This is a genomic window from Streptococcus phocae, from assembly GCF_001302265.1.
Lineage (GTDB): Bacteria > Bacillota > Bacilli > Lactobacillales > Streptococcaceae > Streptococcus > Streptococcus phocae.
Map to the genome: position 1 here is coordinate 195,417 of NZ_LHQM01000010.1, position 16,689 is coordinate 212,105.

The 16,689-nt window shown below is 41.8% G+C and carries 17 protein-coding genes; all 17 read left to right on the forward strand.

What is annotated here, in order from left to right:
* Nucleotides 1-8 precede the first annotated feature (8 nt).
* The 17 genes from rnz to AKK44_RS03685 all read left to right on the forward strand — a co-directional run bounded on the left by rnz (nt 9) and on the right by AKK44_RS03685 (nt 16,661).
* Nucleotides 9-941, forward strand: coding sequence for a ribonuclease Z (gene rnz / locus AKK44_RS03605; RefSeq protein ID WP_054278549.1), 933 nt, complete (start codon nt 9-11; stop codon nt 939-941).
* Entirely contained in the window at nt 938-1,702 is a 765-nt protein-coding gene (locus tag AKK44_RS03610) for an SDR family NAD(P)-dependent oxidoreductase (RefSeq protein ID WP_054278550.1), read from the forward strand. Before rnz ends, AKK44_RS03610 begins: the two co-directional genes overlap by 4 nt.
* Entirely contained in the window at nt 1,699-3,909 is a 2,211-nt protein-coding gene (gene recJ / locus AKK44_RS03615; protein ID WP_054278551.1) for a single-stranded-DNA-specific exonuclease RecJ, read from the forward strand. Before AKK44_RS03610 ends, recJ begins: the two co-directional genes overlap by 4 nt.
* Nucleotides 3,910-4,044: 135 nt before the next feature.
* Entirely contained in the window at nt 4,045-4,563 is a 519-nt protein-coding gene (locus AKK44_RS03620; RefSeq protein ID WP_037595482.1) for an adenine phosphoribosyltransferase, read from the forward strand.
* Between the two features lie 62 nt (nt 4,564-4,625).
* A complete protein-coding gene (locus AKK44_RS03625; RefSeq protein ID WP_054278552.1) occupies nt 4,626-5,306 on the forward strand; it encodes a DnaD domain-containing protein in 681 nt (226 codons plus the stop codon).
* Nucleotides 5,306-5,962 carry an endonuclease III gene (gene nth / locus AKK44_RS03630; protein WP_054278553.1) on the forward strand — a complete coding sequence of 219 codons (657 nt, stop codon included), beginning with the start codon at nt 5,306-5,308 and terminating at the stop codon, nt 5,960-5,962. The genes AKK44_RS03625 and nth overlap by 1 nt, the downstream gene beginning before the upstream one ends.
* Before the next feature lie 69 nt (nt 5,963-6,031).
* Complete coding sequence (locus AKK44_RS03635; RefSeq protein WP_054278554.1) at nt 6,032-6,718, forward strand: tRNA (adenine(22)-N(1))-methyltransferase; 687 nt, start codon at nt 6,032-6,034, stop codon at nt 6,716-6,718.
* Complete coding sequence (locus AKK44_RS03640; protein ID WP_054278555.1) at nt 6,708-7,496, forward strand: Nif3-like dinuclear metal center hexameric protein; 789 nt, start codon at nt 6,708-6,710, stop codon at nt 7,494-7,496. The genes AKK44_RS03635 and AKK44_RS03640 overlap by 11 nt, the downstream gene beginning before the upstream one ends.
* 49 nt (nt 7,497-7,545) lie before the next feature.
* The gene (locus tag AKK44_RS03645; RefSeq protein WP_054278556.1) at nt 7,546-8,655 is read left to right on the forward strand and encodes an NAD(P)/FAD-dependent oxidoreductase; all 1,110 of its coding nucleotides are present in this window, start codon (nt 7,546-7,548) and stop codon (nt 8,653-8,655) included.
* A 57-nt stretch (nt 8,656-8,712) separates the two neighbouring features.
* Entirely contained in the window at nt 8,713-9,582 is an 870-nt protein-coding gene (gene rfbA, locus AKK44_RS03650; protein WP_037595476.1) for a glucose-1-phosphate thymidylyltransferase RfbA, read from the forward strand.
* On the forward strand, nt 9,582-10,175 hold the full coding sequence (locus tag AKK44_RS03655) for a dTDP-4-dehydrorhamnose 3,5-epimerase family protein (protein ID WP_054278557.1): 594 nt from the start codon (nt 9,582-9,584) through the stop codon (nt 10,173-10,175). Before rfbA ends, AKK44_RS03655 begins: the two co-directional genes overlap by 1 nt.
* Nucleotides 10,176-10,304: 129 nt before the next feature.
* On the forward strand, nt 10,305-11,351 hold the full coding sequence (gene rfbB / locus AKK44_RS03660; RefSeq protein WP_054278558.1) for a dTDP-glucose 4,6-dehydratase: 1,047 nt from the start codon (nt 10,305-10,307) through the stop codon (nt 11,349-11,351).
* Nucleotides 11,352-11,545: 194 nt separating this feature from the next.
* On the forward strand, nt 11,546-12,262 hold the full coding sequence (locus tag AKK44_RS03665) for a DeoR/GlpR family DNA-binding transcription regulator (protein WP_054278593.1): 717 nt from the start codon (nt 11,546-11,548) through the stop codon (nt 12,260-12,262).
* Nucleotides 12,259-13,170, forward strand: coding sequence for a 1-phosphofructokinase (pfkB, locus tag AKK44_RS03670; RefSeq protein WP_054278559.1), 912 nt, complete (start codon nt 12,259-12,261; stop codon nt 13,168-13,170). Before AKK44_RS03665 ends, pfkB begins: the two co-directional genes overlap by 4 nt.
* A complete protein-coding gene (locus AKK44_RS03675) occupies nt 13,167-15,119 on the forward strand; it encodes a PTS fructose transporter subunit IIABC (protein ID WP_054278560.1) in 1,953 nt (650 codons plus the stop codon). The genes pfkB and AKK44_RS03675 overlap by 4 nt, the downstream gene beginning before the upstream one ends.
* A gap of 82 nt (nt 15,120-15,201) precedes the next feature.
* Nucleotides 15,202-15,801, forward strand: coding sequence for a glycoside hydrolase family 73 protein (locus AKK44_RS03680; protein ID WP_054278561.1), 600 nt, complete (start codon nt 15,202-15,204; stop codon nt 15,799-15,801).
* Nucleotides 15,802-15,953: 152 nt separating this feature from the next.
* On the forward strand, nt 15,954-16,661 hold the full coding sequence (locus AKK44_RS03685; RefSeq protein WP_054278562.1) for a glycoside hydrolase family 73 protein: 708 nt from the start codon (nt 15,954-15,956) through the stop codon (nt 16,659-16,661).
* Nucleotides 16,662-16,689 lie beyond the last annotated feature (28 nt).

Consider the following 16,689-nt stretch of genomic DNA (forward strand, 5'->3'; position numbering starts at 1 on the left):
CCAATTGCATGGAAATACAATTTTTAGGAACTGGAGCTGGTCAGCCAGCCAAGCAACGAAACGTATCGAGTTTAGTCTTAAAATTACTAGACGAAATCAATGAAGTTTGGATGTTTGACTGTGGCGAAGGAACCCAAAGGCAAATATTAGAAACAACCATTAAACCACGTAAAATTAGAAAAATTTTTATTACCCATTTGCACGGTGATCATATTTTTGGTCTACCTGGATTTTTAGCCAGCCGATCCTTTCAAGCTAGTGAAGAACAAACGGATCTTGACATTTATGGACCTATTGGCATCAAAGAATATGTCACTAACAGTTTAAAAGTATCTGGCTCAAGACTGCCTTATCAGATTCATTTTCATGAGTTTGACGAAAACAGCATGGGCAAAATTATGGAAACCGATAAATTTACGGTCTATGCAGGTCGGGTTGCTCACACGATTTTTTGCATGGGCTACCGTGTTGTGCAAAAGGATTTAGAAGGAACCCTTGATGCAGAAGCCCTTCGTGAGGCTGGTGTCCCTTTTGGTCCGCTTTTTGGGAAAATCAAAAATGGTCAAGACATTGTGCTTGACGATGGGCGTCAGATTAGGGCAACCGATTTTATCTCTGCTCCTAAAAAAGGGAAAATTATTACTATTATTGGAGACACTCGAAAAACTCCAGCTAGCGTCGCATTGGCAGAAAATGCCGACGTCTTAGTACATGAGTCAACCTATGGCAAGGGTGATGAAAGAATAGCTCGCAAACACGGGCATTCTACCAATATGCAAGCTGCTCAGGTTGCTCTTGAAGCAGGGGTAAAACAACTATTACTCAACCATGTTTCGGCTCGCTTTTTAGGACGTGACTGCCGTCAAATGGAAAAAGATGCCGCAACGATTTTTGAAAATGTAAAAATGGTTCGCGATTTAGAGGAAGTGATCATACCATGACGCAAAGAATTATTGTTATCACGGGAGCCTCTGGAGGGCTTGCCCAAGCTATGATTGATAGGTTTTCGAGCAACGATTTGCTTATCTTGCTAGGACGTGACAAAGCAAAGTTAGAAGAATGCTACAAACACATTGACAACAAGGTGTGTTTTGAGTTAGATATTAAAGACCCTAAAGCCATTCAAGAAATGGTCTTACAACTCTTTGCTCGTTATGGCAAAGTTGATGTCCTCATTAATAATGCTGGCTTTGGTGCCTTTAAACCATTCGAAGAATTTTCAGCAGATGAAATCCAAGAAATGTTTTCGGTAAATAGTCTAGCAAGTATTCACTTTGCTCGTCTGATAGGCGCAAAAATGGCAGAGCAACAATCAGGACACATCATCAATATTGTGTCAATGGCAGGCTTGATTGCTTCTAGCAAATCAAGCATTTACTCAGCGACAAAGTTTGCAGTCATTGGCTTTTCAAATGCTCTGCGCTTAGAGTTGGCTGACAAAAATGTCTACGTCACCACAGTTAATCCAGGCCCAATCAACACTGCCTTTTTTGACGTGGCTGATCCTTCGGGAGATTATTTGGCTAGTGTGGCCAAGTTTACCTTACAGCCATCACAGGTAGCACATGCCGTCTTGGCTATCATCGGGAAAAACAAGCGCGAGCTTAACATGCCTATCAGTTTAGCAATAGCTCATAAATGTTATGCTTTATTCCCTAAATTATCTGATTATCTTGCAAGAAAGGTATTTAATTATAAATGATTAAAAGCAAATACCAATGGCAAATAAACGAAGAGAAGCCAGATGATGGCTTCTTTAAGCTAGCCAAAGAAAAAGGGCTAACTGAGACAGCAGCAAAAATTATCCATGCGCGAGGAATTGTTACCCCAAAAGCTTTGGCTGACTTTTTGAGTGCAGATTTATCTCTTTTGCATGACCCTTATTTGCTAAACGACATGGCAAAAGCCGTTGCGAGAATTCGTCAGGCCATTGAAAACATGGAAACCATCCTTGTTTATGGAGATTACGATGCTGACGGCATGACCTCAGCTGCCATCGTCAAAGAAACCCTTGACATGATGGGAGCAGAAGTGAAGGTTTATCTGCCGAATCGCTTCACCGATGGCTATGGGCCTAATCAAAGTGTTTACAAATATTTTATCGAACAAGAACAGGTATCGCTTATTGTGACTGTGGACAACGGTGTTGCAGGGCATGAAGCCATCTCCTATGCGCAAGATCAAGGGGTTGACGTTATTGTGACAGACCATCATAGCTTGCCTACAGAACTACCCGATGCTTTTGCAATAGTGCACCCAGAACACCCAGCAACAAACTATCCTTTTCCTTATTTAGCTGGCTGTGGTGTTGCCTTTAAGCTAGCTTCAGCGCTTTTGGAAAATGTTCCTGTAGAATTTTTAGACTTGGTTGCTATTGGCACCATTGCTGACATGGTGAGTTTACAAGGTGAAAACCGTGTGTTGGTCAAAAATGGTCTAAAAATGTTGCAACACACAGAGCGTGCCGGTCTTCAGGAGCTTATGGCTGTTTCTGGTGTTGACTTAGAGCATTTTGACGAAGATGCAGTAGGGTTTAAAATTGCTCCGCAGTTAAATGCTTTGGGCAGGCTAGATGATCCAAATCCTGCCATAGACTTATTGACTGGGTTTGATGAGGAAGAGCTGCATGAACTGGCCCTCATGATTAAGGGTAAAAACGAAGAACGAAAAGACTTGGTCCAAGATATCTTTAAGCAGGCCATCCAAATGGTTGATCTTGAAAAACCTGTCCAGGTTTTAGCCAAATCAGGATGGCACCCAGGGGTGCTTGGGATTGTTGCCGGCCGCATTATGGAAGAAATCGGGCAACCTGTCATTGTGCTCAACAGTGAAGATGGCATCGCCAAAGGATCTGCTAGAAGTATTGAGGCAGTGAATATCGTGGATGCTTTAAGGGCTAACAAGGAGCTTTTGACGGCTTTTGGTGGACACTCGGGTGCAGCAGGTATGACCCTTCCTGCTGAAAATCTTGATGCCTTATCTGAACGTTTGTGCCAGTTTGTGATTGACCGTGGGCTTGATGATCAGCAAAAAAACACTCTGGTTCTTGATGGAGAATTATCCTTGGAAAACCTGAGTCTAGATACCCTTAAAAACCTTAGCCAGTTGGCTCCGTTTGGAATGTGTCATAAAAAGCCAATTTTTCATGTGAAAGGCGCTACCATTAGTCAAACCAGAACCATGGGACAAGACCAAAGTCACCTAAAGTGTAAGCTTAAAAAAGCGACGGTTGAGGTTGATTTATTGGCCTTTGGACAGGGGCATCTAGCACAAGAATACCAACAGCTAAAAGACTTGGAGCTAGCGGTTCATCTGTCTATTAACAATTGGAATGGCAATACAACGCTTCAGCTGATGTTGGTAGATGCCAAGGTGAACGGGGTGCAATTATTTGATTTGCGAGCACGCAACGCCAAACTCCCAAAAAAGGTACCAACTATCACACAGGATCCAGACTCACCTGTGATTTTAATCGATGATATCCCAGAGGATTTTAAAACCTGGAAGGCTTTATTTGCCAATAAGTCATTTGAAGCGATTTACTTTAAAAATCATCTCAAAAATCCTTACTATCTGACTGGTTTTGGCAGTCGTGACCAGTTTGCAAAGCTTTATAAAACCATTTATCAATTTCCAGAGTTTGACTTGCGCCATAAGTTGACGGAGCTGAGCCAATATTTAAAAATTGATCGCTTGTTACTTGTAAAAATGATTCAAATTTTTGAGGAGTTGGGGTTTGTCACCATCACAGATGGCATCATGACAGTGGTTTCGGATGCTAAAAAACGTGATATTGCTGAGAGTGTGATTTACCAAGAGTTAAAAGAATTGGTTGCCTTTCAAGAAATCATGGCACTAGCAACGCCAAAAGACATGTATGATTATTTGGTGAACAGTGATAATCCATAGGTTTTTGCTGACACCTACAATAGCATGAGAAGAAGGTTTTTATCAGGAGATAGGTCACGTTTTACGAAAGACCCATTTCATGATATAATGAAGAGTATTTTATTTTTAGCCTAAGGCTACTAGAAAGAATGTATTATGGACTTAACAAATTATATTGCATCAATTGAAAACTACCCTAAAGAGGGGATTACTTTCCGCGACATCTCGCCTTTAATGGCTGATGGCAAAGCTTACAGCTACGCTATTCGTGAGATTGCACAGTATGCCTGTGACAGAGATATTGACATGATTGTCGGACCAGAAGCACGTGGCTTTATTATTGGTTGTCCTGTGGCAGTCGAGTTAGGAGTTGGTTTTGCTCCTGTGCGTAAGCCAGGAAAATTGCCAAGAGAAGTCATTTCAGCCGACTACGAAAAAGAATATGGATTAGACACGTTAACAATGCACTCTGATGCTGTTAAACCAGGTCAGCGTGTTCTTATTGTTGATGATTTACTAGCAACAGGTGGCACTGTCAAAGCTACAATCGAAATGATTGAAAAGCTTGGTGGTGTTGTTGCAGGCTGTGCCTTTTTGATTGAGTTGGATGGCTTGAATGGTCGTGAGGCTATTGGTGATTACGATTACAAAGTGTTAATGCAATTTCCAGGTTAATGCTTTGTTGCAACTACTTGCTGATAAAACAGTTGGCCTGCATTTAGTTTGATAGAGGGATTATGAGTTTTTTAGAACATTATAAGTCGGGTAACTTGGTCATTCCAAGTGCCTTACTTTTTCATTATAAGGATATTTTCAATAGCTCAGCTGATTTTTTGGTTTGGCAATTTTTCTATCTCCAAAACACAACGAACTTAGAAGATTTGGCTCCAAGCCAGATTGCTAATGCCATAGGCAAAACGGTAGGTGACATTAACAAGGCAATTTCTTCTTTGACCAGCCAGGGATTGTTAGACATGAAAACGATTGAGTTAGCTGGCGAGATCGAAATCATTTTTGATGCTAGCCCCGTCTTATCCAAGTTAGACCAGCTCATTGCTGACAATAACCAGATAGCAGACAACTCGAAAAAAAATCCTAACCAATTCAAACAGTTGGTCGAGGAATTTGAGCGAGAATTAGGGCGCTTTTTGAGTCCCTTCGAGTTAGAAGATCTGGAAAAAACCTTGCGTGAGGATAAAATAGATGTTGACTTAGTTAGAGAAGCGCTCAGAGAGGCTGTTTTCAATGGCAAGACAAATTGGAAATATATTCAAGCTATTTTGAGGAATTGGCGTCAAGAAGGCATCACGAATGTGAGACAAGTCGAGGAGCGAAAACGCGCGAGACAAGATGCCAATCTAGCAAACGTAGCAGTATCAGATGACTTTTTGACCTCAATGGATCTTTGGAGTGACTAATGAGAATTGGACGAGAGCGCTTAAAAAAAGTTTTAGCCATAATAGCAGACATGTTTCCAGATGCCAAGGGCGAACTGGATTGGGGAACCCCTTTTCAGCTCTTGATTGCGGTTATTTTATCTGCTCAAACAACAGATAAAGCTGTCAATAAGGTTACGCCTGGTCTTTGGCAAAAGTACCCCGGAATCATTGATCTGGCAGAGGCAGATATCAGCGATGTCGAAAATTGCCTACGCACGATAGGCTTATACAAGAATAAGTCAAAAAACATTGTCAAAACAGCCCAGGTGTTGTTAGCAGAGTTTCAAGGCCAGGTCCCCAAAACCCACAAGGAGTTGCAGACCTTGCCTGGTGTTGGTCGAAAAACAGCTAATGTGGTCCTGGCAGAAGTGTATGGCATTCCTGCGATCGCAGTAGACACGCATGTGTCGCGCGTGGCAAAGCGTCTCAATATTTCAGCTCAAGACGCTGATGTGGCTGATATTGAGCAAGATTTGATGGCTAAAATTCCTAAAAAAGATTGGAGCATTACCCATCATCGCTTGATTTTCTTTGGACGCTATCACTGTTTGGCTAAAAATCCCAAGTGTCCTAATTGTCCTGTACAAGCTTACTGCAAGTATTACAAAGACACCTATGGTAGACAGAAAGCCTAACGGGCTTTCTTTTTTTACCACAATCATTTTGGTATACTATTATCATGACAAGTTTAGAAAGGTAAACACATGGAAAGTTATTTATCACATCGGTTGCGTGATGTTGCCGCTTACGTTCCTAAAGGGGCGAAGCTTCTTGATGTCGGAAGCGACCACGCTTACCTTCCTATATTTTTAATGGAACAGCACAAGATTATTGGTGCCATTGCTGGTGAAGTCGTTACAGGCCCTTACAAATCTGCTGTGAAAAACGTTTCTCTATCAGGGTTTTCAGATGCTATCGAGGTTCGTCTAGCTGATGGACTAGCTGCTTTTAGCCCTTCAGATAAGGTCACCGCCATTAGCATTTGCGGCATGGGGGGACGTCTCATCGCCGAGATTTTACAAGCAGGCAAGGAACAGCTATCAGGCGTTGAGCGCCTTATTTTACAACCGAATAATCGCGAAGATGATTTGCGCAAGTGGCTTTCAGCTAATGGTTTTAGGATTGTAGCTGAAAAAATCATGACTGAAAACGACAAATATTATGAGATTATCGTTGCAGAACCTGGAAACCAGGAGCTATCTGCGATGGAACTGCGCTTTGGCCCTTATTTATTTCAGGAAAAATCGGCTATCTACAAAGCAAAGTGGCAACGAGAAATGGACAAATTAACCTATGCTTTGTCCTGCATTCCCAAGGATAACCTGCAGGACCGCTCTGTCTTATTAGAAAAACTAAATCAAATCAAGGAGGCCATTACTCATGAAAGCTAGAACGTTCATTGACAGATACGAACAGTATTGCCCGCAAGAACTCTCTGAAGAAGGAGATGTTCGAGGTCTTCAAATTGGTTCTTTGGACAAGGACATTAAAACTGTTATGGTCACGCTAGATGTCAGAGAAGGGACTGTTGCAGAGGCCATTCAATCAGGGGTTGATTTGATTATTACCAAGCACGCTCCCATTTACCGAGGGATTCGAGATTTGGTTGCGTCGCCCCAACGAGACATACTCTTAGACTTGGTTAAGCATGACATTGCCGTTTATGTTAGTCACACCAATATTGATATTGTTCCAGATGGTCTCAATGATTGGTTTTGTGACCTGCTAGGCATTACCGACACTTGTTTTTTAGCGGAAACACAACCAGGTTATGGCCTTGGACGTATCGGAAAAATAGCAGAGCAATCTCTCAGTGAATTTGCCTCAAAGGTCAAAGAAACTTTTGATTTAGATGCTGTTCGAGTGATTCGCTACAATCAAGAAGATCCTTTGATTTCAACGGTAGCCATTTGTGGCGGTAGCGGTGAGAAATTTTACAAAGAAGCGCTCAAACAAGGAGCTGATGTCTATATTACAGGTGATGTTAACTTCCACACCGCTCAAGAAATGTTGACAGAAGGTCTTTTTGGAATTGATCCAGGTCATTATATTGAGTCGTTATTTATCAGCAGTCTAGTCGATAAATTCCAAGAATGGAAAGAAGCAGAACAATGGGACATCAAGGTCATAGCTAGTCAGTCATCTACCAATCCATTTAGTCATTTGTGATGAGACATATGGTTGACCAATAACCTTTAGCAGTTAGAATAGGAAAAACATGGCAAAAATAGCAATTATTGGAGCAGGAATCGTTGGTGCAAGCGCGGCTTATTATTTAAAACAATATGGGCAAGAGGATGTCACTATTTTTGATGACGGTCATGGTCAGGCTACCAAGGCTGCTGCAGGTATTATCTGCCCTTGGTTTTCTAAGCGCAGAAACAAAGCCTGGTATAAGATGGCTAGGCTAGGCGCTGATAATTATCAAGAACTCGTCACAGAGCTCAAAGCCTTTGGTATTGATACGAGTTTTTATAAGCAAACTGGAGTTGTTCTTCTCAAGAAAAACGAAAGCAGGCTAGGTGATCTTTATGATTTAGCCCAAAAGCGCCAAGCAGAATCTCCGTTGATGGGGCAATTGAACATCAAAACACGTCAAGCTCTTTTAAATGATTTTCCAGGTCTGAAAGGGTTTGACCAAGCCTTGGTGGCGACAGGGGCGGCACGTGTGGATGGTGGCAAGCTGTGCCAAACATTATTGGCAGCTAGCGGCTATCCCTTGGTGCGTAAAAAAGTAGTAGTAGAGCCTGTTCCATTCGGCTATACCATTGATGGCAATCATTTTGACCAGGTAATTCTAGCTTCTGGAGCTTGGTTGCCGAGTTTATTGGAGCCTTTAGGCTACGAGGTTGATGTGAGACCGCAAAAAGGTCAGCTGGTTGATTATGTTTTTGAGCAGTTGAATACCGATGCGTATCCTGTTCTCATGCCTGAGGGAGAAATTGATATCATTCCTTTTGACGGCGGAACCATATCTGTTGGTGCCAGTCATGAAAATGATAAAGGGTACGACCTGACACCAGATCTTACGGTTTTGAACCAATTGGAGAACCGAGCATCAGCCTATTTTCCGATGATTAAAACAGCAACTCATAAAACTTATCGGGTAGGAATTAGAGCTTATTCGAGTGATTTTTCACCATTTTATGGTGAGGTCACAGGGCTTTCAGGTCTTTTTGCTGCTAGTGGACTTGGATCATCTGGCTTGACGGTTGGACCTTTGATTGGTAGAGAGCTGGTTTGTCTACTGCTTCAGCAAACAACCCTATTAGATGCTCAGCTGTATCCTATAGCAGAACATGTCATAAAGGTTACTGGTAAGAAGTGACACTAGTTTTAAAAAATGGTAAAATAATGGAGCAGATATTAGAACAGGAGACCTATTATGAAAGGTATTATTTTAGCAGGAGGATCTGGAACACGTTTGTATCCCTTGACTCGTGCAGCATCAAAACAATTGATGCCAATTTATGATAAACCAATGATATACTACCCACTGTCTACATTGATGTTGGCAGGTATCAAAGAAATCTTAATCATTTCTACCCCGCATGATCTTCCACGCTTTAGGGAGTTGTTGGGAGATGGTTCAGAGTTTGGCATTGAGTTGTCTTACAAGGAACAACCAAGTCCAGATGGGCTAGCCCAAGCTTTCATTATCGGTGAAGAGTTTATCGGAGACGATTCTGTTGCCCTTATTTTAGGAGACAACATTTATCATGGTAATGGACTAACCAAAATGCTTCAAAAAGCAGCAGCAAAAGAAAAAGGTGCAACTGTTTTTGGGTATCAAGTAAAAGATCCAGAACGTTTTGGTGTGGTTGAATTTGACGATCAAATGAATGCTATCTCTATCGAGGAAAAACCAGAAGTTCCCAAATCCCATTTTGCGGTCACAGGGCTTTATTTCTATGACAACGATGTGGTTGATATTGCGAAAAACATCAAACCAAGCTCGCGTGGAGAACTTGAAATCACAGATGTTAACAAAGCTTACCTAGAGCGTGGAGATTTGTCTGTGGAGCTCATGGGACGAGGCTTTGCTTGGCTGGACACAGGAACTCACGAAAGCTTGTTAGAAGCAGCTCAATACATCGAAACGGTTCAACGTTTGCAAAATGCTCAAGTGGCTAATTTAGAAGAAATTGCTTACCGTATGGGTTACATCAGTAAAGATGATGTTTTCCATTTAGCACAGTCCTTGAAGAAAAACGAGTACGGACAGTACTTGCTTAGATTAATTGGAGAAGACTAATGGCTGAAAACTTTTTTGGAAAAACATTGTCAGTGACTCGTATTGAAGCAATTCCAGGTTTGCTAGAATTTGACATTCCTGTCTACGGTGATAATCGTGGCTGGTTTAAGGAAAACTTTCAAAAAGAAAAAATGGTTCCTTTAGGGTTTCCTGAAAGTTTTTTTGCTGAAGGCAAGCTGCAAAACAACATCTCTGTCTCCTATAAACATGCTCTCAGAGGACTACACGCAGAGCCTTGGGATAAATACATCTCTGTAGCCGATCAAGGAAAAGTGCTTGGCACGTGGGTAGACTTGAGAGAAGGAGATAGCTTTGGGCAGGTATATCAAACCATTATTGACGCATCTAAAGGTATTTTTGTCCCAAGAGGGGTTGCCAATGGTTTTCAGGTGTTATCTGACCAGGTTTCTTATAGCTATTTGGTTAATGATTACTGGGCTGCAGACTTAAAACCAAAATACGCATTTGTTAACTACGCTGACCCAGCTCTCCCAATCAAATGGGAAAACTTAGAAGCAGCGGAAGTTTCCGAAGCAGACAAAAATCATCCTATGCTTAAGGATGTTAAACCACTAAGCAAAGAAGACTTGTAACAAAGCAACAAGTAGTCAATTGTGGCTACTTTCTTTGTCATTTGGCCTTTTATTACTGCTATCTTTTGATTCAGAAGATGCCTTATCTATCTGAATCTATTGATAAATTACTTTTGGAGAAAATTATTCATGTCTGATTATAAACACATTATTGTAACTGGTGGTGCAGGTTTCATCGGTTCGAATTTCGTACATTATGTTTACAACAATCACCCTGAGATTCACGTGACTGTTCTTGACAAACTCACCTATGCTGGCAATAAGGCAAATATTGCTGAAATCCTAGGAGATCGTGTGGAGTTGGTGGTAGGAGATATCGCTGATGCAGAATTGGTTGACCGTTTGGCAAAACAAGCAGATGCTATCGTCCATTATGCAGCAGAAAGTCATAACGACAATTCTCTAAATGACCCATCTCCATTCATTCATACGAACTTCATCGGAACCTATACCCTTTTGGAAGCAGCACGCAAATATGATATCCGTTTCCATCACGTGTCTACAGATGAGGTTTATGGAGACTTACCTTTGCGTGAAGACCTACCTGGTCACGGCGAAGGTCCTGGTGAAAAGTTTACTGCTGAGACCAATTACAACCCAAGCTCGCCTTACTCATCAACAAAGGCAGCATCTGATTTGATTGTTAAAGCCTGGGTGCGTTCGTTTGGGGTAAAAGCAACCATATCAAACTGTTCTAATAACTATGGTCCGTATCAGCATATTGAAAAATTTATTCCACGTCAAATTACTAATATTTTGGCAGGCATTAAACCAAAACTATATGGCGAAGGGAAAAATGTTCGCGACTGGATTCACACGAATGATCACTCAACAGGCGTTTGGGCCATTTTAACCAAAGGTCGTATTGGTGAAACCTACCTAATTGGTGCTGATGGCGAGAAAAATAATAAAGAAGTCCTCGAACTGATTCTTGAGAAAATGGGGCAACCAACAGATGCTTATGATCACGTTACGGATCGTGCTGGTCATGACCTTCGCTATGCCATTGACTCAACCAAGCTTCGTGAGGAACTTGGTTGGGAACCTCAGTTTACTGATTTTGCCAAAGGCTTAGAAGAAACCATAGCTTGGTACACCCAGCATCAAGACTGGTGGAAAGCTGAAAAAGCAGCCGTTGAAGCCAACTATGCGAAAACGCAACAAATCGTCAAATAATAGCAGCAAAACCTATTGTGTTACTAACTAACTGTTGGTCAAACAATAGGTTTTTTTGTAAAAAATTGAAAGGAACTAATTTGATTGTTTTTGAAAGAATATGATTGACAATGAGGAATAATGTAGTATAATATTCCTGTAAACGATTGCATAAAGGGGGTGGTTTTATCTTAAAATCAAAGCGAAAACAATTTATTTTAGACAAGATAAAAAAAGAACAGTATGTGACAGTTGAGGACTTGGTCTCAGAGCTGGTCTCTTCAGAATCAACGATTAGAAGGGACTTAGACGAGCTTGAAAGTGAAGCAAAGCTGCGTCGTGTGCATGGAGGCGCAGAACTGGTATCTCCACTTCAGGAGGAGCTGTCTAATCGTGAAAAATCAATCAAAAACAGTCAGTCTAAGCAAGCCATCGCGCAAAAAGCCTCAGACCTGATTTTTGATGATGACGTGTTGTTTATTGATGCTGGAACAACAACAGAATTTTTGCTTCCTTTTTTGGAACACAAAGAGGTGACTGTTGTGACCAACTCTATCCATCATGCGGCTCGTCTAGTTGATATGGGGATTAGCACTATTATCATCGGTGGACACGTCAAACAAACCACAGATGCCAGTATTGGACATGTTGCCGTTGAGCAAATCCAACAGCTCAACTTTGATAAGGCTTTTCTTGGGATGAATGCCATTGATGACACTTATTTAACAACACCCGACATGGAAGAAGCCATTATCAAACAAACTGTTATTGCGCATGCAACAGTCTCTTATGTTTTGGCAGATGCCACAAAGATTGGCAAAAAATCGTTTGTAAAAGTAGCTCCTATTGACAAGGTTGTGATTGTTACAGAGGCTACTTCATCAGACATGTTAGCAAAGATAAAGGAACAGACAAAGGTGATTGACTTATGATTTATACCGTAACCTTAAATCCTTCTATTGATTTTATTGTAAGACTGGACCAATTGACATTGGGCTCGGTTAATCGAATGGAAAGTGATGACAAATATGCTGGAGGTAAGGGCATCAATGTGAGTCGCATGCTCCAACGATTAGGTATCACCAGTACAGCCACCGGTTTTTTAGGCGGTTTTACAGGACGTTTTATCCAAGACTACTTGGAGCAAGAAATGATTCGCACGCAATTTGTAGCTGTTGATCAAGACACACGCATCAATGTGAAGATCAAAGCGTCAGATGAAACAGAAATCAATGGCCAAGGACCAGTCATTTCAAAGCAGCAATTAACAGCCTTGAAAAATCAGCTGGCAGCAGTTGAGACAGGTGATATTGTCGTGTTTGCGGGCTCAGCACCTGCTAGCTTAGGCAATGGTATTTACAAGGAATTGATTGAACTGGTTAGGCAACAGGGGGCTGAAATCGTGTGTGATTTCGAAGGCCAAACCTTATTAGATGCTCTGGCTTATCAGCCTTTACTGGTTAAGCCTAACAAAACAGAGTTAGAAGCTATTTTCAAGGTCACCTTACAGGACCTTGATGCCATAGAAGCTTGTGCAAGGCAACTTTTAGAGATGGGAGCCAAACAGGCACTCATATCTATGGCAGGAGACGGGGCCCTTCTGGTGACAAAAGAGGCGACTTATTTTGCAAAACCAATCACAGGAAAGGTCAAAAACTCTGTTGGGGCAGGGGACTCTATGGTTGCTGGTTTTACAGGAGAATTTGCCCTGCATAAAGACCCTATTGAGGCTTTAAAATGGGGAGTGGTTTGTGGAACAGCAACAGCTTTTTCAGATGATTTAGCGACGATTGATGACATCACAAAACTATATGCTAAAGTTGAGGTAGAAAAACGATGACGATTCAAGAATTATTACAAAAAAAATTGATGTTGCTTGATTTAAAAGCAACGACAAAAGAAGATGCCATTGATGAGATGATTTCTCAATTGGTAGCTGAACATGTTGTCTCAGACTTTGAGGGCTTCAAAGCAGGGATTATGGCTCGCGAGGCTCAGACGTCTACAGGTCTTGGTGATGGGATTGCCATGCCGCATAGTAAAAATAAAGCAGTGCAAAAAGCCAGTGTTTTATTTGCAAAGTCCCAATCAGGTGTTGATTATGAAGCATTGGATGGGCAACCGACAGACCTATTTTTCATGATTGCTGCGCCAGATGGCGCCAACGAAACGCACCTTGCTGCCCTTGCAGAGTTGTCCAAATACTTGTTAAAAGATGGCTTTGCAGATCAGTTACGTGCGGCAAGCACTCCTGAACAAGTCCTTGCTGTTTTTGATGCGGTTTCAAATGACAAGGCAAGCACCGAACCAACAGCAAATCAGACAGATTTTATCGTTGCAGTAACAGCATGCACAACAGGCATTGCCCATACTTACATGGCAGAAGAAGCTTTGAAAAAACAAGCATCGCAAATGGGTATTGGTATTAAAGTGGAAACCAATGGTGCTTCAGGTGTAGGCAACCGCCTGACGGCTACAGATATCAAAGCTGCTAAAGGTGTTATTATTGCAGCTGACAAGGCCGTTGACATGGACCGCTTTGATGGCAAGCAAGTGGTGATTCGCCCTGTGGCAGATGGGATTAAAAAAAGCGAGGAATTGATTGCTCTTATCCTAGGCAATAAAGGACATACCCATCAAGCTAACTCAAAGATCCCTCCAGCAGATAGCAAGACTGACAAAGCAGGTGTCGGCAGCGCCTTTTACAAACACCTGATGAGTGGCGTTTCACAAATGTTGCCATTTGTTATTGGTGGTGGTATCATGATTGCTCTAGCTTTCTTGCTAGATAACATGCTTGGCGTGCCCAAAGACCAACTTGGAAATTTAGGTTCTTATCATGAAATAGCTGCTATTTTTATGAAAATTGGAGGCGCAGCTTTCTCCTTTATGCTACCAGTTTTAGCAGGTTACATTGCTTATTCTATTGCTGAAAAACCGGGATTGGTGGCAGGTTTTGTGGCAGGAGCGATTGCGTCTAGTGGACTTGCCTTTGGAAAGGTGCCTTTTGCCTCAGGAGGCACAGCAAGCCTGTCCTTAGAAGGTGTCCCATCAGGATTTTTAGGTGCCTTGGTCGGTGGCTTCTTAGCCGGTGGCGTCATCCTTGCACTTCGTCGACTATTAGCAGGATTACCTCGCTCATTAGAGGGAGTTAAGTCAATTCTGCTCTATCCTCTCTTGGGGGTATTGATTACAGGCTTTATGATGCTTCTGGTCAATATTCCAATGGCAGCAATCAATACAGGACTCAATCAGTTTCTCCAAGGCTTATCAGGTAGTTCAGCCGTTTTAATGGGCCTACTTGTTGGCGGAATGATGGCAGTTGATATGGGAGGGCCTGTCAACAAAGCTGCCTATGTTTTTGGAACAGGAACACTTGCAGCGACCGTAGCTAATGGCGGGTCTGTCGTTATGGCAGCTGTTATGGCAGGTGGAATGGTACCACCTTTAGCCGTTTTTGTAGCGACATTATTATTCAAAGAAAAATTCACTCAAGAAGAGCGTGAATCAGGATTGAGTAACATTGTAATGGGCTTATCCTTTATCACAGAAGGCGCGATTCCTTTTGGTGCAGCAGATCCAGCACGTGCTTTGCCAAGCTTTATCGCTGGTTCGGCACTAACAGGTGCTTTGGTTGGATTTTCAGGAATCAAATTAATGGCTCCTCACGGCGGGATTTTCGTCATTGCCTTGACAAGCAACCCGCTCTTTTATCTTGTTTTTGTGGCCATAGGAGCACTTGTGTCAGGAATCCTTTTTGGTGCTTTACGTAAAAAATCATTAACATAATATCGTTAAAAAACTAAAATCTGTAAGGTTTTAGTTTTTTTGATATACTAAAATGAATAACAATCGTAAAGGAAGCCATCTTTTGAAGAAGAAAAAAAGGACACGAAACACTCAATCACCTTCCAACAACCTGGTCGTTTGGTTATTGGTGGGAAATGCTCTCTTGACCTTATGGAGTTTGCAGATGGGGAGAAAAGCTCTAACCCCCTATGCAACTAGTAATACCACGGCCTTTATCAGTCAGGTGAGCCATTCTGCCCAAGCTGTAGCTCAAAAACATCGGCTCTATAGTTCTGTCATGCTGGCACAGGCTATTTTGGAGTCTAATAATGGCCAATCTCAGCTTAGTCAAAAGCCCTACTATAATTTTTTTGGCATCAAGGGCAATCACCAAGGACGTTCGGTCATTTTACCAACGCTTGAAGACGATGGACACGGAAATTTGTATCAGATTGATGCCGCTTTTCGATCCTATGGTGATATGGTAGCGGGCTTTAAAGATTATGCCGATGTGTTACAAGATCCTCTGTATCAGCAGACCCACAAGCAGCCAATGTCATCATATCAGCAGGCCACTGCAGCACTAACAGGCACCTATGCAACTGATACGTCTTATGGCAATAAGTTAAATGACCTTATTGAAATCTATCAGTTGACTTACTTTGATGGCCCTATGAAATAGTTATCCACAGTTTTTAGCAGTTATAGCGGAGAAATATGTCGATTTAAAGACAAAGATATCAATATGATTAAATTATCTGTGGATAACTCAAATAATGAAAAGCTTGTGCTATAATAAAGTTATAACAATGAAAAATAAAGGATAATATAATAATGATGATAAAAAAAGGTAAGTGGATGCTTATCAGTCTTTTTGCGCTAGCAGCGTGTTTAGGCATATATAGTTCCGCTAAACAATCTCCTCGGAAACAAAACGTTTCAGCAGAAACCGTTTCACAATCTCCTAGACAAGCTTTTATTAGCCAAATCGGAGAAACTGCTAGAATGATTGCTAATGAACGTGACTTGTATGCGTCAGTGATGATTGCTCAAGCCATCTTGGAATCTAGCAATGGGCAATCTGGCTTGAGCCAGGCGCCTTACTATAACTTTTTTGGTATCAAGGGCGCCTACAACGGCGCTTCAGTAGTGATGACAACTTGGGAAGATGATGGTGCTGGGAATCCTTATGTGATTGATCAAGCCTTTCGCGCTTACCCAACAATTTCAGACTCTTTAAATGACTACGCTAACTTGCTAAATGCGGACATCTATGCTGGCGCTAGAAGGTCCAACACCTTGTCTTATCAAGATGCTACGGCAGCTTTGACAGGACTATACGCCACAGACACAAGTTATAACCTTAAGTTAAACAGCATTATCGAAACTTATGGTTTGACTGCTTACGATATGGTGAGTCCGGCAGCTCAACCAGCAGGTGCAACTTCACAAGCTACTGTTTGGAATCCACATCGCCTAAGTTACACAGACGCTTACACATTAGAAGTAGACAACGCTTGGGCTGCTAGAATGCAGAACTAAGACACATAAAAAAAGACCAATCTGGTCT

What these genes read in the sequence shown, in the direction of transcription:
- rfbA (WP_037595476.1), top strand. Translation starts at nt 8,713, where the DNA reads ATGAAAGGTATTATTTTAGCAGGAGGATCTGGAACACGTTTGTATCCC.
- AKK44_RS03620 (WP_037595482.1), top strand. Translation starts at nt 4,045, where the DNA reads ATGGACTTAACAAATTATATTGCATCAATTGAAAACTACCCTAAAGAG.
- rnz (WP_054278549.1), top strand. Translation starts at nt 9, where the DNA reads ATGGAAATACAATTTTTAGGAACTGGAGCTGGTCAGCCAGCCAAGCAA.
- AKK44_RS03625 (WP_054278552.1), top strand. Translation starts at nt 4,626, where the DNA reads ATGAGTTTTTTAGAACATTATAAGTCGGGTAACTTGGTCATTCCAAGT.
- rfbB (WP_054278558.1), top strand. Translation starts at nt 10,305, where the DNA reads ATGTCTGATTATAAACACATTATTGTAACTGGTGGTGCAGGTTTCATC.
- recJ (WP_054278551.1), top strand. Translation starts at nt 1,699, where the DNA reads ATGATTAAAAGCAAATACCAATGGCAAATAAACGAAGAGAAGCCAGAT.
- AKK44_RS03635 (WP_054278554.1), top strand. Translation starts at nt 6,032, where the DNA reads ATGGAAAGTTATTTATCACATCGGTTGCGTGATGTTGCCGCTTACGTT.
- nth (WP_054278553.1), top strand. Translation starts at nt 5,306, where the DNA reads ATGAGAATTGGACGAGAGCGCTTAAAAAAAGTTTTAGCCATAATAGCA.
- AKK44_RS03655 (WP_054278557.1), top strand. Translation starts at nt 9,582, where the DNA reads ATGGCTGAAAACTTTTTTGGAAAAACATTGTCAGTGACTCGTATTGAA.
- pfkB (WP_054278559.1), top strand. Translation starts at nt 12,259, where the DNA reads ATGATTTATACCGTAACCTTAAATCCTTCTATTGATTTTATTGTAAGA.
- AKK44_RS03675 (WP_054278560.1), top strand. Translation starts at nt 13,167, where the DNA reads ATGACGATTCAAGAATTATTACAAAAAAAATTGATGTTGCTTGATTTA.
- AKK44_RS03640 (WP_054278555.1), top strand. Translation starts at nt 6,708, where the DNA reads ATGAAAGCTAGAACGTTCATTGACAGATACGAACAGTATTGCCCGCAA.
- AKK44_RS03645 (WP_054278556.1), top strand. Translation starts at nt 7,546, where the DNA reads ATGGCAAAAATAGCAATTATTGGAGCAGGAATCGTTGGTGCAAGCGCG.
- AKK44_RS03685 (WP_054278562.1), top strand. Translation starts at nt 15,954, where the DNA reads ATGATGATAAAAAAAGGTAAGTGGATGCTTATCAGTCTTTTTGCGCTA.
- AKK44_RS03610 (WP_054278550.1), top strand. Translation starts at nt 938, where the DNA reads ATGACGCAAAGAATTATTGTTATCACGGGAGCCTCTGGAGGGCTTGCC.